The 18,822-nt window shown below is 66.4% G+C and carries 16 protein-coding genes; 6 read left to right on the top strand and 10 right to left on the bottom strand.

The features are described 5' to 3' along the window. Nucleotides 1-400: 400 nt before the first annotated feature. From V5A19_RS11525 to atpD, 10 genes are all read right to left on the bottom strand, one after another. Nucleotides 401-1,198 (bottom strand): Fpg/Nei family DNA glycosylase, encoded by a 798-nt coding sequence (locus V5A19_RS11525; protein WP_332319827.1) that lies wholly within the window; start codon nucleotides 1,196-1,198, stop codon nucleotides 401-403. 45 nt (nucleotides 1,199-1,243) lie between these two features. Next, nucleotides 1,244-2,128: a F0F1 ATP synthase subunit gamma gene (locus V5A19_RS11520; RefSeq protein ID WP_332319828.1), complete on the bottom strand. Its 885-nt coding sequence runs from the start codon at nucleotides 2,126-2,128 to the stop codon at nucleotides 1,244-1,246. Next, the gene (locus V5A19_RS11515; RefSeq protein WP_443081471.1) at nucleotides 2,125-3,672 is read right to left on the bottom strand and encodes an alternate F1F0 ATPase, F1 subunit alpha; all 1,548 of its coding nucleotides are present in this window, start codon (nucleotides 3,670-3,672) and stop codon (nucleotides 2,125-2,127) included. The genes V5A19_RS11520 and V5A19_RS11515 overlap by 4 nt, the downstream gene beginning before the upstream one ends. Then, a complete protein-coding gene (locus V5A19_RS11510) occupies nucleotides 3,669-4,421 on the bottom strand; it encodes a F0F1 ATP synthase subunit B family protein (protein ID WP_332319830.1) in 753 nt (250 codons plus the stop codon). Before V5A19_RS11510 ends, V5A19_RS11515 begins: the two co-directional genes overlap by 4 nt. Nucleotides 4,422-4,424: 3 nt before the next feature. Continuing rightward, on the bottom strand, nucleotides 4,425-4,697 hold the full coding sequence (locus tag V5A19_RS11505) for a F0F1 ATP synthase subunit C (RefSeq protein WP_332319831.1): 273 nt from the start codon (nucleotides 4,695-4,697) through the stop codon (nucleotides 4,425-4,427). A 176-nt stretch (nucleotides 4,698-4,873) separates the two neighbouring features. Then, a complete protein-coding gene (locus V5A19_RS11500; protein ID WP_332319832.1) occupies nucleotides 4,874-5,554 on the bottom strand; it encodes a F0F1 ATP synthase subunit A in 681 nt (226 codons plus the stop codon). After that, nucleotides 5,551-5,844 carry an ATP synthase subunit I gene (locus V5A19_RS11495; RefSeq protein ID WP_332327816.1) on the bottom strand — a complete coding sequence of 98 codons (294 nt, stop codon included), beginning with the start codon at nucleotides 5,842-5,844 and terminating at the stop codon, nucleotides 5,551-5,553. Before V5A19_RS11495 ends, V5A19_RS11500 begins: the two co-directional genes overlap by 4 nt. Before the next feature lie 39 nt (nucleotides 5,845-5,883). Next, nucleotides 5,884-6,237: an AtpZ/AtpI family protein gene (locus tag V5A19_RS11490; protein WP_332319551.1), complete on the bottom strand. Its 354-nt coding sequence runs from the start codon at nucleotides 6,235-6,237 to the stop codon at nucleotides 5,884-5,886. Beyond that, nucleotides 6,237-6,644, bottom strand: coding sequence for a F0F1 ATP synthase subunit epsilon (locus V5A19_RS11485; protein ID WP_332319552.1), 408 nt, complete (start codon nucleotides 6,642-6,644; stop codon nucleotides 6,237-6,239). Before V5A19_RS11485 ends, V5A19_RS11490 begins: the two co-directional genes overlap by 1 nt. Before the next feature lie 9 nt (nucleotides 6,645-6,653). Next, nucleotides 6,654-8,060, bottom strand: a complete 1,407-nt coding sequence (atpD, locus tag V5A19_RS11480; protein ID WP_332319553.1) for a F0F1 ATP synthase subunit beta — start codon at nucleotides 8,058-8,060, stop codon at nucleotides 6,654-6,656. Nucleotides 8,061-9,097: 1,037 nt separating this feature from the next. On the opposite strand from atpD, the gene V5A19_RS11475 reads away from it, so the two are divergent. Genes V5A19_RS11475 through V5A19_RS11450 form a run of 6 tightly spaced genes read left to right on the top strand, consistent with a single transcriptional unit; the run spans nucleotide 9,098 to nucleotide 18,414 of the window. After that, the gene (locus tag V5A19_RS11475; RefSeq protein ID WP_332319554.1) at nucleotides 9,098-13,219 is read left to right on the top strand and encodes a PAS domain S-box protein; all 4,122 of its coding nucleotides are present in this window, start codon (nucleotides 9,098-9,100) and stop codon (nucleotides 13,217-13,219) included. Further along, nucleotides 13,216-14,130: a diguanylate cyclase gene (locus tag V5A19_RS11470; RefSeq protein WP_332319555.1), complete on the top strand. Its 915-nt coding sequence runs from the start codon at nucleotides 13,216-13,218 to the stop codon at nucleotides 14,128-14,130. The genes V5A19_RS11475 and V5A19_RS11470 overlap by 4 nt, the downstream gene beginning before the upstream one ends. 13 nt (nucleotides 14,131-14,143) lie before the next feature. Continuing rightward, nucleotides 14,144-14,524 carry a response regulator transcription factor gene (locus tag V5A19_RS11465; RefSeq protein WP_332319556.1) on the top strand — a complete coding sequence of 127 codons (381 nt, stop codon included), beginning with the start codon at nucleotides 14,144-14,146 and terminating at the stop codon, nucleotides 14,522-14,524. Nucleotides 14,525-14,529: 5 nt separating this feature from the next. Beyond that, entirely contained in the window at nucleotides 14,530-15,852 is a 1,323-nt protein-coding gene (locus V5A19_RS11460; protein WP_332319557.1) for a tetratricopeptide repeat protein, read from the top strand. A 13-nt stretch (nucleotides 15,853-15,865) separates the two neighbouring features. After that, nucleotides 15,866-16,945 (top strand): HEAT repeat domain-containing protein, encoded by a 1,080-nt coding sequence (locus V5A19_RS11455; protein ID WP_332319558.1) that lies wholly within the window; start codon nucleotides 15,866-15,868, stop codon nucleotides 16,943-16,945. After that, nucleotides 16,939-18,414 (top strand): glycosyltransferase family 2 protein, encoded by a 1,476-nt coding sequence (locus tag V5A19_RS11450; RefSeq protein WP_332319559.1) that lies wholly within the window; start codon nucleotides 16,939-16,941, stop codon nucleotides 18,412-18,414. Before V5A19_RS11455 ends, V5A19_RS11450 begins: the two co-directional genes overlap by 7 nt. The last annotated feature ends 408 nt before the right edge of the window (nucleotides 18,415-18,822 follow it).

The raw sequence follows: 18,822 nt of genomic DNA, 5'->3' as shown, positions 1-18,822 counted from the left end.
CTTCTTCCTCAAAATTCAGGCCGCCTTTCCCGGAAATCCGCGATGAACCTTTTTTATTGGGGGAGGCTCCAGGACGGGACTTATTCAGGCTCTTCGACGCTGAATAGGGATTTCCGGTATCGCGCCTGGCCCAGGTGTCCGCGCTGCCGGTCCCGGGGGATGCCCGTTAACCGAGAGCTGGGGATGTGGGAGGGGCTATTAGCCCCGACGCCGTTGGACGTTGGCTCGGCCCGTGGTCGGGGCTGGTAGCCCCTCCCACAGGGGATTTCCTGGCTGGCCGACGATCTTTCGCCTTCGCCGGAATGGCTCGATGACTTCGCCCCGACCGGGCCGGCGATTTCAGGAAAAGGGCGCTTCCCGGGTGCAGAAATTACCAGTCGCTGCGCCGCAGCGCCCTTGTTCAGGGGGTTGGCTGGCAGGTGGGGCAGTACTGGGAAGTGCGGCCGCAGGCCTTCACCTTGGCCAGCGGGGTGCCGCAGCGGGGGCAGGCGGCATCGTCCACCTTCCGCAGCGGCACCAGGAAATCGCCCGGCATTGCTCCTGGCTGGACCTGGGAGTCGGTGGCGGTCTTAAGGACATTGCTCATGTACCCGTGAAGCCGATCCAGGTCGGCCCAATCCAGGTCCGGCAGGGGGGTGCGCGGGTAAATGCCGGCGTGGAACAAGATCTCGTCGGAGTAGACGTTGCCGATTCCAGCGATGCTGGCCTGGTCCATGAGCCAGCACTTGACCTGGACGCGCCGGCCCTTGGCCAGCTCCCGGAAGGCGGCAGCGTCCAGCTCCGGATCGAGGGCGTCGATGCCCAGCTCCAGCTCCGCCAGGCAGGCCGCAAGGTCCCGGACCGGGGCAAGGTAACCCAGTTTGCGCCGGTCCACGAAGGCCAGTTGGTAGCCGTTGGCGTAGGCGAGGCGGACGTGGCCGTAATCGGGGGCCTCGCCGGGGTCGCGGTAATAGGCCAGGTACCCGGTCATGCCGAAATGCAGCTCCAGCCAGCCCTCCCCGTCCAGGGCCGCGAAGAGGTGCTTGCCGCGCCGGTAGGTGCGCTCCAGGCGGTGCCCTTGCAGGTAGTCGGCCAGCTCGGCCGGGCTCGCCCGTTTAACCACTCGCTCGTCGGCCACCGCCACCTCCTCGATGGTCTGGTGCAGACCGTTGGCGTCCAGGTAGCGGCGGAAGGTCTCCACATCGGGAAGCTCGGGCATGACTTGATCCCTATTCTGCCTGCTGGGGTGACGCTACTGCACGGCTCATTCCTCCCCGCCGGTTAAGGCCTCGAAACCGGACACCACATCCAGCAGCTCGCTGGTGATGGCGCCCTGGCGCTCGCGCCGGTATTGCCCGGTGAGATCCTCCAGGCGCTCGTCGATGTTCTTCTCCGCCGCCTGCATGGCCGCCAGCCGGCTGTTGTGCTCCGCGGCCAGGGACTGGGCGCAGGCCCGGAACAGGGTCACGAAGAAATACTGGCGCAGCAGCGAGGCCATGAGCTCCCGGGCAGGCATGGTGAACGTAGGGATGACCCGGGTGGGCCAGGGCTCGGCCTCCAGGCGGCGAAACCGGTGAAGGTTCACGGGCAGGAGCTGGATGCCGGTGGGCTGGTAGCGGGAGCTGCCCACTTGGCGGTTGTAGAACACATAGACGTGGTTGATGCCGCGCTCGCTCTGCCACTCGTCCAGCTTGACCAGCAGCTGCTGCACCGTGGTGGTGATGGCCTGGCTGGAGGAGGGCGTGAGGTATTCGGCCTCCACGGTCTGGCCGGCGGCGGCGAGTTCCTCCGCCGCGCGCAGACCCACCACCACCGCCGGGTAGGCCTGCTCTCCGGCGGCGGTGCCCGCCATGCGCTCCGGCACGTGGCCCACGACCTCCTCGTTGAACCGGCCGCACAGCCCGTAGTCGCTGCCGAAGACCACCACCCCCGCCCGTGCCGGCCCGCCACGCCAAGGGATGGGGCCCGGATGGTGGCGCAGGACCACCTGCAGGCCCAGCTCCACCGTGCGGTAATACTCGGCCAGCGACTCCTGGGCCCGCTCGTACTGGCGGACGCTGGCGGCGGACAGGGACTTCATGGTGCGCACGATGTTCTGGAGGTCGGCCAGGCTGTCCAGCTGACCCCGCAGCTCCTCCAGGCGGCTCATGCCCCCTCCCCGGCTTCCGGCAGCTCGGCCACGGCTTCCCGGGCCACCGCCGTCACCCGCTCCCAGTCCTCATCCGACGGGACCTCGCCGGCCTGGACCCGCCGGGCCCACTCGGCGAGCTGCTCCCGGGCCGCCCGCCGCACCGCGGCCTCCGCGTCGGCTATCCGCTCCAGCGCCAGGTCGTCGAACACCCCGGCGTTGACCGCCTTGAGCACCGCCACCTGCTCCGCGGCGGGCAGGGGCTGGGCCTCCGCCTGCTTGAGCACCTCCCGCACCCGCCGGCCACGCTCGATGGTGGCCCGGGTGTCGGCGTCCAGCCGGGTGGCGAAGCGGGCGAAGCTCTCCAGCTCCTCGAACTGGGAATAGGCCAGGCGCAGCTCGCCGGCCACCTCGCGGTAGGCGGGCAGCTGCGCCTTGCCGCCCACCCGGGAGACCGAGCTGCCCACGTCCACCGCCGGATGCACCCCCTTGCGGTACAGCTCGGGGGAGAGATAGATCTGGCCGTCGGTGATGGAGATCAGGTTGGTGGGGATGTAGGCGGAGATATCGCCGGCCTGGGTCTCCACCACCGGCAGGGCGGTCAGCGAGCCGCCGCCCTTGTCGGGCCGCAGGTGGGTGGCGCGCTCCAGAAGGCGGGAGTGGATGTAGAAGATGTCGCCGGGATAGGCCTCCCGGCCCGGCGGGCGGCGCAGGAGCAGGGACAGCTCGCGGTAGACCCGGGCGTGGCGGGTCAGGTCGTCGTAGACCAGGAGCACGTCCCGGCCCTGGTCCATGAAGTACTCGGCCACCGTGGTGGCGGCGTAGGGGGTCAGATACTGCAGCCCTGGGGCCTCCTCGCCGGCGGCCACCATGACGATGGTGTTGTCCAGGGCCCCCTGCTCGCGCAGCTGGGCCACCACCCGCGCCACCGCCGTGCCGCGCTGGCCCACGGCGCAGTAGATGGCGATCACGTCGGTGCCCCGCTGATTGAAAATGGCGTCGGCGGCCACCGCCGTCTTGCCCGTCTGGCGGTCGCCCACGATGAGCTCGCGCTGGCCACGGCCGATGGGGGTCAGGGCGTCCACGGACTTGATCCCCGTCTGCAGGGGCACCGCCACCGGGGCCCGATCCATGATGGCTGGAGCGTCGCGCTCCACCGGACGGCGGTCTTCCGTCCGTAACGGTCGTCCGCCGTCCCGCACCCGGCCGGTGGCGTCCAGCACCCGGCCCAACAACTCCTCACCCACGGGGGTGTCGGCCAGGCGCCCGGTGCGCCGGACCTCCGTGCCCGAGGTGATGGCCTCGCCCAAGCCCAGCAGGATGACCCCCACCCGGTCGGGATCCAGGTTCACCGCCAGCCCCAGCATCCCGTCCGGGAAGGCCACCAGCTCTTCCGAGACCACCCCGGGCAGGCCGGCAACCTCGGCGATGCCGCTGCCCACGCGGGTGACCGTGCCCACCTCCTCCGTGCGCAGGCGGGCCGGGTGCTCATCCAGCACCCGATCGACGGCGTCAAGGGTGTCGTTGGCAATACCTTCCAGCATGATGCCTCCAGGCAGGCTCAGCCGGGCTCCGGGCGCGCCAGCGTCCCCTCCAGGGCGTCACCGAGCTCGGCGAGGTACTCGTCCACGCTCCACGCCACCTTGTGGCCGCCCCCGGTGAGCTCGATACCGCACAGGATGGCGTCGGACTCATCAAATGCCGGGTCCACATCCCCGCCCAGGCACTGCCCCAGCTCCCGGCGCAGGTTGTCCGCCTGCTCGGCACCCAGGGGAAAGGCGGTACGGACGGTGAGCCCTGGGGCTTCCCGCAGGCCTCGGGCTGTCTCGCTGCCCAGAACGTCCAGCCGCTGCAGGAAGCGCTCGATAATGCGTCCTTCCAGCTCGGCATCGGCCAGGTCCGCCAGGACACGGCGGGCGATGCGGGCCACCGCCCGGGCAGTGGTGCGGCGGACCGAGCGCTCCAGCTCCGCCTGCTCACGGGCCAGATCGTCGTGCCACTGCTCGCGGGCCTGGCGCACCTCTTTCCGGGCCTGGTCCAGCAGCTCCTGGCGGCGCTGCTCCGCCTCCCGGTCGGCCGCCTCCAGGCGCTTGGTGCGCTCCTCGTCCAGGGCACGCTGCATCTCCCGGAAGCGCCCGGCCTCGCGGTCGGCGGCCGCCTCCCGGCGCTCGGCCTCGGTCACCTCGTTGGCGATGCGCTCCTCCCGCCGGGCCATGGCGTTGACCACGGGGTGGTAGAGGAAGTGCTGCAGGAGGAAGACCAGCACCAGGAAATTGACCACCTGGGCCACTACAGTGAGCCAGTCGATGGTCAAGGCTCACCCCCCGGCGGTCACTTGATCCCAGAAGGGATTGGCGAAGATGAGGATCATGGCCACTACGAAGCAGTAGATGGCCGTGGACTCGATCATGGCCAGACCCACGAACAGGGTCCGGCTGATGGTGCCGGCCTCGTCCGGCTGCTGAGCGATGGCCCCAAGGGCCTGGCCGAGCGCCCTGCCCTCGCCCAGGGCCGGCCCCACGGAGCCGATGGCGATGGTGAGGCCGGCGGTTATAACCGAAACCATGCCGATCAGGGACATGCTATCCATGACCTGCCTCCTGGTGGCGAATGTCCAACCGACAGGCGCTATCCGCAGATTTCGCAGATGGCCACAGATGCACAGCCAAGGCCCCGAGAAGTTCGGGCCCGGCGCCAGGTTGCTCGGTTGTCGCTTTCTTGTTTTCCATCTGCGTCATCTGCGGATAACGCCTTTGACGGTGCTCCTCACTCCTCACTCCTCACTTTCACAGCGCTGGCGGAGGCGACATAGACCATGGCCAGCACCGCGAAGATGTAGGCCTGGATCATCCCCGTCAGCAGCCCCAGAAGCTGCATGACGATGGGGAAGAACAATGGCGCCAGGCCCAGAAGGATGGCCACGATGACCGTGCCGCTCATGATGTTGCCGTAGAGCCGCACCGCCAGGGCCACCGTACGCGAGATTTCGCCGATGATGTTGAACGGCAGCATGATCACGGTGGGCTGGCTGTACTTACGCAGATAGCCGATCACCCCTTTGGAGGCGATGCCGTACACCGGCACCGCGATCAGCACGCACAGCGCTAGGGCTGTGGTGGTGGACAGCGACCCGGTGGGGGCCATGTAGCCGGGAACGATGGTGAGGAGGTTGGCCGTGGCGATGTAGAGGAACAGGGTGCCCACGAAGGGCAGATAGCGCCCCGGTTCCTGGCGGCTCACCTCCCGGATCTGGTCCCGGATGCCGGTAACCAGGACCTCCAGCAGGTTCTGCCAGCGGGAGATGTCGGCGCCGTCGGAAAGGCGCCGGCTGATCAGCCAGGAGCCGACCGTGAGCAGGGCCATGACCAGCCAGGTATAGGCCATGGTGGCGTTGATGTGCAGCCAGCCCCACTGCCACAGGATGACGGTATCCGGGGTGATGGTCATGCCGCCCTCGGCGTCGCTCTGGCGGGCCCCAGCACGCGCACGACGACCACCCGGGCCAGCAGGATGCCGACCAGGGCCGCCACCGCCCGCTGCCACTCGCCGGCGGTCAGCAGCCAGAGGCCGGCCAGCAGGCCCCCCAATCGGGTCGCCAGACTGGCCAGGGTGACAAGCGCCGGATGGCCGGTTTCCGGAAGGCGCCGCACGGTCCACCACAGACCGGCGAAATAGAGGCCTCCGAGCCCCATTCCGCCAGCCAGGGCGAGGGCCAATCCGACCCAGCCAACGCTCACCGTATCGGCTCCCTTGGGAATAACGGGCCAAGCCCCTGCCTACTCATGCCGCTCACGTTCCTTGGTGACCCAGTACCACGCGTTGAGACACCCCAGCGCCACCCCCACGAAGAGCAGGGTAAGGGTCCAGGAGACCTCGCTTTCCCACCGCCCATCGATCAAGACGCCGAGGGCCACCCCGGCCACGGCGGGGATGGCCACGGCCCAGCCCACCAGACCGAACATGCCCAACCAGTGCCAGACCCGGTCCTCCGGGCGCTGTCGGGATTCCCGACGCCGCTGTGCCTTGCGGCGCACGGTCTCCCGGAAACGCTCTTCGGGCGTGCCCCGGCGGGGCTCCTCGCGCTTTTCCTCCGACGCCTCGCCGTTGCCTTCCTCGGGCTCCTCCCCCATCAGGAGCGCTCCTCCAGCTCCTTGAACCGCCGCAGCGTGCCCGCCTCCAGCCGCTTCAGCGCCGAACGGGCACGGCGCTCGTGGTCGTCCAGAACGGCGAACTCCTCCCGGATCACCGGATCCAGCGACTCCAGATCGGGCCCAACCACGGCGGCGCGGGTAGAGACCAGGACCTCGCGGCCGCACTTCACCAGGGTGCCCTCGTTAACCGCCAGGTTCACCTCCTCCCCCTCCGGGGCCTCGTAGGCCAGGATGCCGGCGGTCAGGCTAGTGACGAAATCCACGTGGCGGGGCAACAGCCCGAAGGCACCGTTCTCGGCCTCGGCCAGCAACCGCACGGCGGCAGTGTCCAGAAGGACCTCAGTAGGTAGCAGGACCTTGAGCCGCATGGACGCTTGCTCCGCCATCCCGCCTCCTCAGGAAGCCGCCGCCGACCCGGCCGCCTCGTCGACGGAGCCGATCATGTACAGGGCGCGCTCGGGGAAGTCGGCGAACTCGCCGTCTAGGATGCGCTCGCAGCCGTCGATGGTGTCCGCCAGGGCCACCGACCGGCCGGGCTTGCCGGTGAAATGCTCGGTGGTGGCGAAGGGCTGGGTCAAAAACCGCTCCAGGTGCCGGGCCTGGCTGACGGTGGCCCGGTCCTCCCGGGAAAGCTCCTCCATGCCGAGCATGGCGATGATGTCCTTGAGCTCCTCGTACTCCGCCAGGACCCGACGAACCTCCCGGGCCACCCGGTAGTGGCGGTCGCCGACCACGGCCGGATTGAGCATCTTGGACTGCGACTCCAGGGGATCAATGGCCGGGTAGAGCCCCTGGCTGGCCCGCTTGCGGGCGAGGACGATGGAGGCCGAGAGGTGGCCGAAGGTATGGGTGGCGGACGGATCGGTGAGGTCGTCCGCGGGGACGTAGACCGCCTGGACCGAGGTGATGGCGCCGCTGGCGGAGCTGCTGATGCGCTCCTCGAGCTCGGCCAGTTCGCTGGCCAGGGTGGGCTGGTAGCCCACCCGCGAGGGGATCCGGCCCATGAGCCCGGAGATCTCCATACCCGCCTGGACGAAGCGGAAGATGTTGTCCACCAGCAGCAGGATGTCACGGTGCGCCACGTCCCGGAAGTACTCCGCCACCGACAGGGCGGCGTGGCCCACCCGGGCGCGAGCCCCCGGGGGCTCATTCATCTGGCCGAATAGCATCACCGTCCGGTCCAGGACCCCCGCCTCGGCCATCTCCCGGTAGAGCTCCTCCGCCTCCCGGCAACGCTCCCCGATACCGCAGAACAGGCTGGTGCCCTGATAGCGTGCGGCCATATTGTGGATCAGCTCGGTGATGAGCACCGTCTTGCCCACCCCGGCGCCGCCGAACAGACCGGCCTTGGCACCCCGCTCCAAGGGCGCCAGAAGGTCGATGGCCTTGATCCCGGTCTCGAACACCTCGCGGGTGGTCACCCGCCGCTCCAGATCCAGCGGCTCGCCGTGGATGGGTCGGTACTGAGCCGCTTCGAGGGACCCGCCGTGGTCGATGGGCTCGCCGAAGACGTCCAGCACCCGGCCCAGCAGCCCCTCCCCCACGGGCACCTGCAGGGGCTGACCGGTGTCGCGGACGGGCTGGCCCCGCCCCAGCCGCCGGGTGGGGTTGAGGGCCACCGCCCGCACGGTCTCCGCGTCCAGATGGGTCTGGACCTCCAGCACCACATCCTCGCCTTGGCCCGCCCGCAGCTCCCGGTAGCGGTGTGGGATCCCGGCGGGAAACCGAGCATCCACCACGTTGCCGCGGACGGCGGTGATCTCGCCGGTTTGAGCGGTCTGCTGGGGCCGGTCGTTGGCCAAATCTTATCCCTGTGGTACAGCGAAGGCGGGACGATGCTGCGGGTGACACCCCTCCTTGTCATCTAAACCCCGTGCCAGGGGACGACACAAGCGGATAAAAAAGGGCGAACAAAGGATATCTTACAAGGGTTTTCGAGCTCTAATCCGGGAATGGCGCGATTTGCCCTCCAGCCACGCCCGCCATAGGGGGCGCAAGGAATTACAAGGCCATAGCCCCCGAGCCGGCTGGAAAAGCCTGGACCTACCTGGCTATTTGGAACCGCAGAGCCGGGAATAGCTCGGCCCGACGACCCTTTCTCATCCGCTGAGTAACAACCGACCCCCCGACCTTACCCCCAGCATCGCAGGGTTTACTTTCTCACCCTGAGGCATATTGGGGTTGTCTATAGAAGCCCCCCTTTAAACCCTTCTGTTTTTTTGAGAACTAACGCAACCCCCTGTTAATAAAAGGGTACCGGCTCCAACGGGGCCGCCTCAACACTCCCCTTGTTGGCCATCAACCTCAAGAAACCGCTCCCGCCTATCGTTCGAGGACCGCTCAAACCGGGCCAAGTGCTCCCCCGTGCCACGCTTGGTGATCATCACCTCACCAACCATTACCGAAGGACGCACCGGATCCTGTGCGAGGGCCTCCAGGTGGGTCAGGTGGCCGTGACCACCAGCCCGGATGTAAGTCAATCTCAACAAGTAGGCGGCGTGGCAAGGGCCGGCCCCGCTTCACTGCGAACGTGCCGCCTGAGGCCCGGCCGGTGGCCACCCAAACCAAAGACCACTCGCCGCTCTGGTTCACCAGGTCGGCGTCGGTGAAGTCCCCCTCCACAGGGGACGCCTGGAGGGTATGGTGGCCATCAGCGCACCTGGGGGGGAAGGCCGAATTTTTAGGCCCCGGTCCACACTTTCCAGCAGGTGCGCTTTTCCGTTCTATGGGCCGCGTGCTAGCCGGGGACCTGGGGCCCTATTCCGTGGACAACCTAAGGCCCTTATTATCGGGCATAGTAAAATGCCTTTCCAATGGCTGACTTCGAGGCCTTCTCTCCATGAATGCATCCTTCCCGGAAACCATCCATGTCCTGCTCGTGGAGGACGAACCGGACGAAGCCGGCCTGGTTCGGGCTTACCTCGAAGAAACCGGCGGGCCCCGTTTCGAGATAAGCCATGCCCCATCCCTTGCGGCAGTAGCCGAAACCCTGGGGGAATCGGCAGCGGACGTGGTTCTGCTAGACCTCAACCTGCCCGATTCCCAGGGTGTGCAGACCCTTCAGAGAGCTAGGGGGCAGCTGGAAGGTACCCCCATCATTCTACTTACTGGCCAGGAAAACCCGGATCTGGCCATGCAGGCCCTGGATGCGGGCGCCCATGATTTCCTAACCAAGGACGAGCTGGACCCGGACCGCCTGACCCGCACCATCCGCTACACCATGCGCAACCACGATATGGAAACCCGCCTACAAAGTTCCAACCAGCGCATGGAAGCCCTGCTCCACTCCGCGGGTAGCGCCATCATCACCGCCGATGACCAGGGGATCATTCGTAGCTTCAACCAAGCCGCCGAAGATATGTTCGGTTACGGTTCGGCGGAGGTGATCGGGGCCAACCTTAGCCTCCTCATGCCCGAGCCATACAGCAGTCAGCACGATGGCTATATCCGCCGCTACGAGGAAACCGGCGAAGAGCGGATCATCGGCATGGGCCGGGAGGCCTGGGGCCTGCACCGGGACGGCACCACCTTCCCCATGGAGCTTACCGTTGCCGATACCGGCCTGGAGAATCCCCGAGAGTTCATCGGCCTCATCAACGACATCAGCGAGCGCCGGGAACAGGAGCTCAAGTTCCGCACCCTGTTCGAGCTGTTCCCCGATGCCACTCTGCTCATCGACGCCGAAACGGGGCTTCCGGCCGACTTCAACAGCACCGCCCTGTCCCAGCTCGGCTACACGGCGGCGCAGCTTTGCCGGCTCACCATCGCCGACATCGAAGCCAAGGAGACACCCGAGGAGGTGGCGACCCACCTGCAGACAATTCTGGAACAAGGCCAGGATGACTTCGAAACCCGCCACCGCCGCAAGGACGGCTCGGAGATCGACGTCAAGGTCTCGGTAGTCCGGCTGGAGCTGGCCGGCAAGACCTATTTTCTTGCCGTTTTCCGCGACATCGCGGAGCAAAAAGAGGTCCAGCGAGAGCTGGAAACCAGCGAGCGGCGCTTCCTGGATGTGGCCAATGCCGCCGGGGAGTACATCTGGGAGATCAATCGCGAGGGGGTCTACACCCTGGTGACCCAGCCGATCGAATCCGTGCTGGGCCTTCCCCGCGACCAGATTCTGGGCCATTCGCCCTTCGAATTCATGCCCGAAGCGGACGCCGAGCGGGTGCGCCAACTTCTGTCACAATGGGCGGAGCTAAGGGAATCCTGGCAAGGGCTGGAGCACCACTCCCGGCGCTCCGACGGCAGCATTGTGCAACAGCGCGTCAGCGGGCTACCCATCCTGGACGAAGAAGGGAAACTGGTGGGCTACCGCGGAACCGGCCGCGATATCACCGCGGAAAAGGAGGCGGAGGCCACGCGGCGAGAGCTCACCGAGCGTCTGCGGCTGGCCACTTCCGCGGCCGATCTGGGCATATGGGATTATTCACCGGCCACGGGCCGGCTGGAGTGGGACGACGGCATGTTCCGGATCTACGGGATCAGCCCTGAGACCTTCGACCACTCTTACGGCACCTGGGTAAAGGCAGTCAAGGCGGACACCCGGGAACAGGCCATCCAGGACTTGCGTAACGGCCTGGAGTCCAACCAGCCCTATGAGTCTGAATTCCGGATCCGCCGAGGCGACGGCGAGATCCGCACCATCAAGGCTGTGGCCCAGGCGATTCGTGACGTGAAGGGGGATATCCAGCGGATGATCGGCATCAACGAGGACATCACCGAGCGCAAGGAACTCGAGCTGACCATGCAGCAAGCCCAGGATGAAGCGGAGCAGGCCAGCCAGGCCAAAAGCGAATTCCTGGCCAACATGAGTCACGAGATCCGCACGCCCATGAACGCCGTCATCGGCCTCGGTCAATTGCTCCAGCAGACCGACCTGGACGACCGGCAGCAGGACTACGTGACCAAGATCTCCGAGTCGTCCCGAATGCTGCTGGGCATCCTCAACGACATCCTGGATTTCTCCAAGATCGAGGCGGGCCGGCTGGAGCTGGAGCAAAGCAGCTTCCAGCTCGAGGATGTCATCGAACAGATGCAGACCCTGTTTGCTTCCGCCGCCTCCAGCAAGGGCCTGGAGCTGGCCTTCCATGTCGCTCCGGGTATACCTCAGGGGCTGGTGGGCGACTCCTTGCGCCTGAGCCAAGTGCTGACCAACCTGCTGAGCAATGCCCTCAAGTTCACTTCCGAGGGCGGAGTGACGCTGAACATCGGGCTCAAAGAGCGCCAGGAAGAAGAGGTCACCCTATGCTTCAGCGTGACCGATACCGGCATCGGCATGACCGAGGAGCAGCAGGTGAAGCTCTTCCGCTCCTTCGCCCAAGCAGACACCTCCACCACACGCCAATACGGGGGGACGGGGCTGGGGCTGGTGATCAGCCGTCAACTGGTGGCCGCCATGGGCGGCGCCTTGGAGGTGGATTCGGAACCGGGCCAGGGGACGCGCTTCTTTTTCACTCTGACGCTGTCTATCTGCGACCGCCACCCCAATCTGCTTCAGTGCCCCCGCACTCAGGGCCACCGCGTGCTGATCGTGGACGACCAGGAAACCGCTCGACAGGCCCTGAAAGCCAGCCTGCACAATTGCGGCTATACCACCGTTGAGGCTGCGAGCGGGGAAGAAGCCATCGACAAGGTAGCCTCGGCCGAGACCGACGAGCGCCCATTCGACTTCCTCTTCCTGGACTGGCAGATGCCCGGCGGCATGGACGGTTTGGCCACCCTCCGCCGCCTGGAGCAGATGCGGCAAGAGGGCAAGCTAACCCAGTACCATCCCCCGATCCTGATGGTCAGTGCCCACGATGAAAGCGAGGTGGAGAATGAGGCCGGCGAGCTGAGCGCCTTCCTCACCAAGCCCATCACCCCTTCCGACCTCTTCGATGCCTTGATGAACGCCGAAGGCAGCGAGGGCGGGCATCCTCGGCAGCAAATGGCCGTATCGGTGCCGTCCCTCGCCGGCCGGCGTTTCCTCCTGGCCGAGGACAACGAGGTCAACCAGGAGGTGGCCCTGCGGATGTTGGAAAAATCCGGAGCCGAAGTGATTTTAGCCGAAAACGGTATTCAGGCGTTACGGAAGGTCCAGGAGGAAGATTTCGACCTGATCTTCATGGATCTGCAGATGCCGGAGATGGACGGCTTCGAGGCCGCCGCTGAAATCCGGGCCCTGGGCCAGACCCTGCCCATCATTGCCCTGTCCGCTGCGGTGCGGCGCGAGGACAAGGAAAAGGCCAATGCCGCCGGCATGGATGATCACCTGGGCAAACCCATCGATATGGAGCAACTCTACGCCAGCCTGCGCCGCTGGCTATCTGCCACCTCCCCTGCCGATGGCGCCGGACCGGATGAGGCTCCGGATAAGGACACTCTGAGTGCACCGGAGCTGCCTGCAAGCTTGCCCAGCTTCGACCTGGACCAGGGCCTTTACCTTTTGGACAACGACAGCGCCTTCTACCGCAAGCTCCTGTTGCGCTTCCGGGACAAGCTCGATTCCGACTTCGCCGGCCTACCCGATTTGCTCCGGGACGGCGACCGGGAGGCGGCCGGACGCCTGGCCCATACCCTCAAGGGCTCGGCCGGGAACCTGGCGGCGGTGGACCTTCAGCGGTTGGCAACGGAGATCGATCGCGCCGTCAGATCCGGCGAAGCCATTCCCGAGGACAGCCCGGAAGAGCTGATTCGGGCCCTACATGAGGCCAGGCAGGCGCTGGGGACACTGGACCGCCACGAGAGCGACGCTTCGAGCAGCGGCGATCCAGCGAATCTGAAACAGCTGCGGAACCAGCTGGCTGCCAGCGAATTCATCGAGGAAGACACCCTGGAAGCGGCTCTTGCCTATCTTGGTGGCGTAACGGACCGGGAAAGCTGTCACCAATTGCGGGAGCTGGTGGAACAGATGGACCACGACGGGGCATTGGCCCACCTGGATGCCGTGCTTGGGGACAACGGGATGGAGCTGTCATGAGTGAAGCCGAGCCGCAGACGGTTTTGGTCGTTGACGACGAGGCCAGCAACGTTCAGGCGCTGGCCAAGCTCATCAAGGACGAGGCGCGGGTCCAGGTGGCCAATAACGGCGAAAAGGCCCTTGCCATCGCCACCGGCGGGCAAGCACCCGATCTGATCCTGCTGGACATCGAGATGCCTGGCTTGGATGGCTACGAGGTGTGCCGCTGCCTCAAGGCGGACCCCCAGTCCAGCGACACCCCGGTCATTTTCGTCACCGCCCGGGATTCGGCAAGCGATGAGGAGAAAGGCCTTATGCTGGGCGCGGTGGATTACATAGCCAAGCCCTTCCATCCTCCCATCGTCCGTGCCAGGGTCCGAACTCACCTGGATCTCAAGCACAAAACCGACCAGCTAGAGCATATCGCCTGGATTGATGGCCTAACCAACATACCCAACCGCCGCTATTTCGACGAGATGCTCCACAAAGAGTACCCTCGCGCGCAGCGGGAATGCCAACATTTGGCAGTGATCATGATGGACCTAGACAACTTCAAGGCCTTCAACGACCATTACGGCCACGGCGCAGGCGACCATTGCCTGCAACGGGTGGCACAAGCCGTGAAAGGCGTAGCCGGGCGGCCGGGGGATCTGGTGGCCCGTTACGGCGGCGAAGAGCTCGCGGCCTTGCTTCCCGGCACGGATGCCCCTGGCTCCATGGAGGTCGCCGAGCGGTTCCGGAAAGCCGCGGCGGATCTGGCCATCCCCCACGCCTATTCCAGCGCGGCGGGGTTGGTCACACTGAGCCTGGGCGTGGCGGAGCTGGCGCCCGACTCTGGCGAGGCGGGAGCGAGCCAGCTCCTCCACCAGGCCGACGAGGCCCTCTACAAGGCCAAAACGGACGGCCGTAACCGCGTTGCCATCGCCGAATAACCACAACCTCGCCATGGCATCGAGTAACCGCATCCTGGTGGCAGAAGATGACGAGCTGCTGGCTGAGCTTGTGGAGTTCAAGCTCCAGGAGGCCGGTTACGTCGTGGAGCGGGCTGGTGACGGCGAGATCGCCGTGCAGGCCGTGCAAGCCAACCCACCGGATGCCCTGCTGCTCGATGTCATGCTGCCCGGCATTGACGGCTTCGAGGTCCTGCGTACCCTCAAAGCCGATCCCGGCACAGCCGATATCCCGATCCTGATGCTGACCGCGCGCAGCTTGGAGCAGGACGTGGTTAGCGGCCTCGACCTGGGCGCCAGCGACTACCTGGTGAAGCCCTTCATGGTGAAAGAGCTACTCACGCGCCTGCACCGCCTCATGAATGCGAGCCCCTGACTTTAATGCCCTCCAATCCGGTAGGCCGGATCCCAAACGGCGCCCTCCTGGGCGCTTGCCTGCTGCTTGCCCTCCCCGCCGGAGGCCCCGAGCGGACTGAAGCGGACACGCTCGCCGCGCGAGTGGAGGCCGCCTGGTCCGCGGGCGAGTGGCCAACCGCCGAAAAGCGGCTGAAGCGCCTCCATAAGCGAAACCCCGGCAACGCGGAAACGCTACGCCGCTGGGGTCTGGCCGCGGCCTACCAGGGCGGCTATGACCGGGCCTTGCGGCGTCTCCGTCAGGCCCGGGAGATTTCGCCGAGGAACACCGACATTTTGCTAGGGCTAGCGCGGGTGCACGTCTGGCGCGGCGCTCGCAACCTGGCCGTGGACCAGGTGGCCGCCGTGCTCGCCCGCGAACCCGAGCTGGCCGAGGCACACGCCCTGCGGGGGCAGCTAGCCTACTATCGCGGCGATCTGGACGCCGCAGAAGACTACTATCGCACCGCCCTGGCGAAGGAACCCGGTTCGGAAAGCGCCCAACAGGGACTCGAGCAGATCCGCCAGGCGCGCGCGGACCATACCCCTTGGCGCTTCGATGTCGGTCACTCCCGCAGCCGGGTGTATATCGGCGATGCAACGCTTTCCTGGCAAGCCACCGAAATCGCCATCGCCCATACCTTTGGCGGACCTGGCGCCGACCGTTCAGGGACCCTCACGGCCCGCCTGCACCAAGCCGAGCGGGCCGGCACCAGCGGCCGGCAGGTCAGTGTTGGCGGGGTTTGGCCCCTAAGCCAACGAGGCAGGCTGCGGGGGGAAGTGGGTGTTGCGGGCGGCGCTGATTTTCTTCCCCGCAGCTACTGGCGGCTAGGTGGCAACTTGCGGCTGCGGGGGGGCAGTGACTCGGTGGGCCCCACGGCCCTGGACGCCTATGTCAGCCATCGCCGCTACGCCGACGGCGACACCTGGCTCCTGGCGCCCGCTCTGGAACAGGCCTTTTGGGACGGCCCCGCCGGGCCGCGCTTGAAGACCACCCTGCGGCTTCTGACGGTCCGGGGCAGCGATGCCAACTGGGATACCGGCTACGCCCTGCGCCTGGACGGTCGACTGTATCCTGACTGGCAGGCCTATGCCGGCTACAGCGTGGCCTACGAGACCGATGAGACCTACGACGCGGACGGTAATGTGGTGGGGTTCCGGACGTCGGAGGTGCGCACCGCCTTCGCGGGCCTGGGGTGGCAATTCACCGATCGCCAGCAGCTGGAGTGCGGGCTGACCTACCAAGAGCGCGAGCACGCCGCTAGCTGGCAACGGGAGGCGTGGCGCTGCGGACTGACTTGGCAACACTGAGGCGTAGTCGCCCATGCTCATGATTTTTTGGTGGACGGCTCTTGGGCTGGCCCTGTGGTCGCTGCTGGCCATGGCCTTCATGATCCTGCGGCGCCTGTGGCTCCGGCGGCGACAGCGGCGGGACGAGAAGCGGCGGGCGGCCCTCAAGCCGCAGCTATTCGCCTGGGAGGAAGGCGCGGAGCCGCCGCGGCTCTCCGCCCACGACCGCCGGATCCTCATGGAGCTGGGGCACAATCTGCTCAAAACCATCCGCGGCGACGATGCGCAGCGACTCGCGCAGCTGCTGCAACGCAGCGGGGCCGTGGCCGAAGAGATCAAGCTCCTGCGCAAGGGCAGGCTCCCGGACCGTGCCATGGCGGCGCAGAGGCTCGCGGTGTTCGCGGAACTGGAGGGGGAGGCGCGTACCGCCCTGGAGGGCGCCCTGGATAATGACCGCTCCCTCAATGTTCGACTGGACGCCGCCCGGGCCCTTCTGGAGGCCGGCCAGGCACCAGCCCTGGAGCGGATCCTCGAGCGCACCTGGCACCCGGAAAGCATTTCCATCCGTGGCTTCCAGGCCCTGCTGCGCCAATTGGCGGCAAGCGCACCGGAGGAGATCCGCACCTTCCTGGAAGGAAACCATGACCCCGAGGCGGACCATCATCTGCTGGCCTTACTCACTGATAGCCTAGGTCACTCTGGGGACCTGAGCCAGCTCCCCCTGCTCCGGGCGTTGGCCACTGAAGGGGGGCATGCCGATATCCGGGCCGCGGCCTTCCGCGCCCTGGGCAGTCTGGGTCACCCTTCGGCGCGCCCCGCCGTGGCCGAGGGCCTCGACGATCCCAGCTGGGTCGTGCGGGGCCAGGCGATCATTTGTGCCTCGCGTATCGGCCTACAGGAATTGGCCCCTCGCATCGCCAAGGCCCTGGCCGACCCCCAGTGGTGGGTGCGCTTGCGGGCTTCCCAGGCTCTGCTCCAGCTGGGCCCGGAAGGACTGGAATTGCTCCGACAAGCCGCCGGAGCGGAGGCCAGTCAGCGCGCCGAGGAATCCGCCGAGGCTACCGACCCCAAGGTTCTGGCCCGATCCGTGCTGGCGGAGAACGGGCTGTGGTAACGGAGCTGGTGGGCGGCGAGACAGGGCTGCCGGAAGGAATCCTGGGGACCGTCCTGCTGGCGGGGATGTGGGCGAGCATCCTGATCCTGGCCAGCGGTGTGGCCCAAAATCTGATCTACACCTTCCAGCTGGCCAGCGCCTATCGCGCCCTGCGCCGCCGCCGGGTGGTCAGCGGCACCCCCTCCGTCTGGTGGAGCTTCGCCGAGAAAACCGTCCCCATCTCCATCCTCATTCCGGCCTATAACGAGGGCACCGGCATCGTGGATAGCGTGCGCTCCATGCTGGCCCTTCATTACCCCAACTTCGACGTGATCGTGGTCAACGACGGCTCCAGTGACAACACCCTGGGTGCACTGATAGACGCCTTCCACCTGGAACCGGTGGAACGGGCCTACCCGGAGGCAGTACCCCACGCCCCCATCCGAACCTTGTACGCCAACCCGCAGTATCCGCGCCTGCTGGTGGCCGACAAGGCCAACGGCGGCAAGGCCGATGCCCTCAACGCCGGCATCAATCTCAGCCGCATGCCGCTGTTCTGCTCGGTGGATGCCGACAGCCTCCTGGAAAACGACGCCCTGCTGCGAGCAGTGCAGCCCTTCATGGACGACCCCGACCGGGTGGTTGCGGTGGGCGGCACCATCCGCGTCGTCAACGGCTGCGGGGTACGCCTGGGCCGCGTCTTTAAGGTCGGCTTGCCCCGCAGCTGGCTGGCGCGCTTCCAGATCAACGAGTACCTCCGCTCCTTCCTCGTGTCGCGGCTGGCCTGGAGCGAGTGGGGGGCGGTGATGCTCATCGCCGGGGCCTTTGGCATCTTTCGGCGCAATGTCGCCATTGAGGCCGGCGGCTACAGCCACGGCACGGTGGGCGAGGACATGGAGATCATCGTCAAGCTCCGCCGCCTGCAGGGGGACCAGAATCGGGATTACGCCATCCGCTTCGTGCCGGACCCGGTCTCCTGGACCGAGGTCCCTGAACGCCTTTCCACCCTGGCCCGCCAGCGCCGCCGCTGGCAGCGCGGCGGCCTGGAGACCTTCTTCAAGCACCGCGCCATGGTCCTGCGCTCGCGTTACGGGCTTTCTGGCACGTTGGGTTACGCCAACATACTGATCTCCGACGTGGTCGGGCCGCTGCTGGAGCTTCTGGGCTACCTTTTGATTCCCCTGTTCTTTTTCACCGGCGTGCTGCAACTGGACTTCTTCCTGGCCTACCTCGGCACCGTCTTCGCCTATGGGGTATTCCTGTCGGTGGGGGCCCTGGTGCTGGAGGAGATCGAGCTGCACCGCTACCCGGAGCCCGGCGACCTGGCCCGGCTGACGGCCAGCGCGGTGCTGGAGAACTTCGGTTACCGCCAGATCAACAACGTCTGGCGCATGCTGGGGTGGTGGGACTTCCTGCGCCGCAAGCAGGGCTGGGGGGAGATGCTGCGCCAGGGCTTCGGCAGCACGTCGCAGACGAATAGAGGGCATTAAAGGGAGAGCGAGACCGTCTTTCCGCCGCCTGCAGCCGACCGAGGCTAGGTTACCAGCGGGGTAAACCTGGGCAATTTAGCGGCCGGTGGAAATTGGCAGCTTGAAAGGCTTCCCCTCCTAGATGGCGGCTCCCCCTCCTCGCCTGTCAGCTTGTTCACCTCATGGGCCATAAGGGCTCCGTCGAGGGCAAAAACCCCCACCCTAATCCGATAGCCTTTCCAAGGACCCCTTCGAAGGACCCCAGCAGGGGCAGCTTGCAACAGAACCCGCTGAAACCATGAAGAAGAAAACTTGCCCGTTTTAGAAGAGTACGGGCGTTTCTCGGAAGGCTCTGGACCGGCTTGAAAAGGAAGATGGTGCCCCGGACTGGATTCGAACCAGTGACCTACGGCTTAGGAGGCCGTCGCT

The organism is Thiohalorhabdus sp., from assembly GCF_036628635.1.
Lineage (GTDB): Bacteria > Pseudomonadota > Gammaproteobacteria > Thiohalorhabdales > Thiohalorhabdaceae > Thiohalorhabdus.
The sequence above is the reverse complement of the archived record's forward strand: the minus strand, read 5'-3'. Positions and strand labels throughout refer to the sequence as shown.

Bases quoted from the DNA above. Each gene is read 5' to 3' on its own strand.
- V5A19_RS11470 (WP_332319555.1), top strand. From the start codon at position 13,216: ATGAGTGAAGCCGAGCCGCAGACGGTTTTGGTCGTTGACGACGAGGCC.
- V5A19_RS11520 (WP_332319828.1), bottom strand. From the start codon at position 2,128: ATGAGCCGCCTGGAGGAGCTGCGGGGTCAGCTGGACAGCCTGGCCGAC.
- V5A19_RS11455 (WP_332319558.1), top strand. From the start codon at position 15,866: ATGCTCATGATTTTTTGGTGGACGGCTCTTGGGCTGGCCCTGTGGTCG.
- V5A19_RS11500 (WP_332319832.1), bottom strand. From the start codon at position 5,554: ATGACCATCACCCCGGATACCGTCATCCTGTGGCAGTGGGGCTGGCTG.
- V5A19_RS11460 (WP_332319557.1), top strand. From the start codon at position 14,530: ATGCCCTCCAATCCGGTAGGCCGGATCCCAAACGGCGCCCTCCTGGGC.
- V5A19_RS11465 (WP_332319556.1), top strand. From the start codon at position 14,144: ATGGCATCGAGTAACCGCATCCTGGTGGCAGAAGATGACGAGCTGCTG.
- V5A19_RS11490 (WP_332319551.1), bottom strand. From the start codon at position 6,237: ATGGGGGAGGAGCCCGAGGAAGGCAACGGCGAGGCGTCGGAGGAAAAG.
- V5A19_RS11475 (WP_332319554.1), top strand. From the start codon at position 9,098: ATGAATGCATCCTTCCCGGAAACCATCCATGTCCTGCTCGTGGAGGAC.
- V5A19_RS11505 (WP_332319831.1), bottom strand. From the start codon at position 4,697: ATGGATAGCATGTCCCTGATCGGCATGGTTTCGGTTATAACCGCCGGC.
- V5A19_RS11525 (WP_332319827.1), bottom strand. From the start codon at position 1,198: ATGCCCGAGCTTCCCGATGTGGAGACCTTCCGCCGCTACCTGGACGCC.
- V5A19_RS11485 (WP_332319552.1), bottom strand. From the start codon at position 6,644: ATGGCGGAGCAAGCGTCCATGCGGCTCAAGGTCCTGCTACCTACTGAG.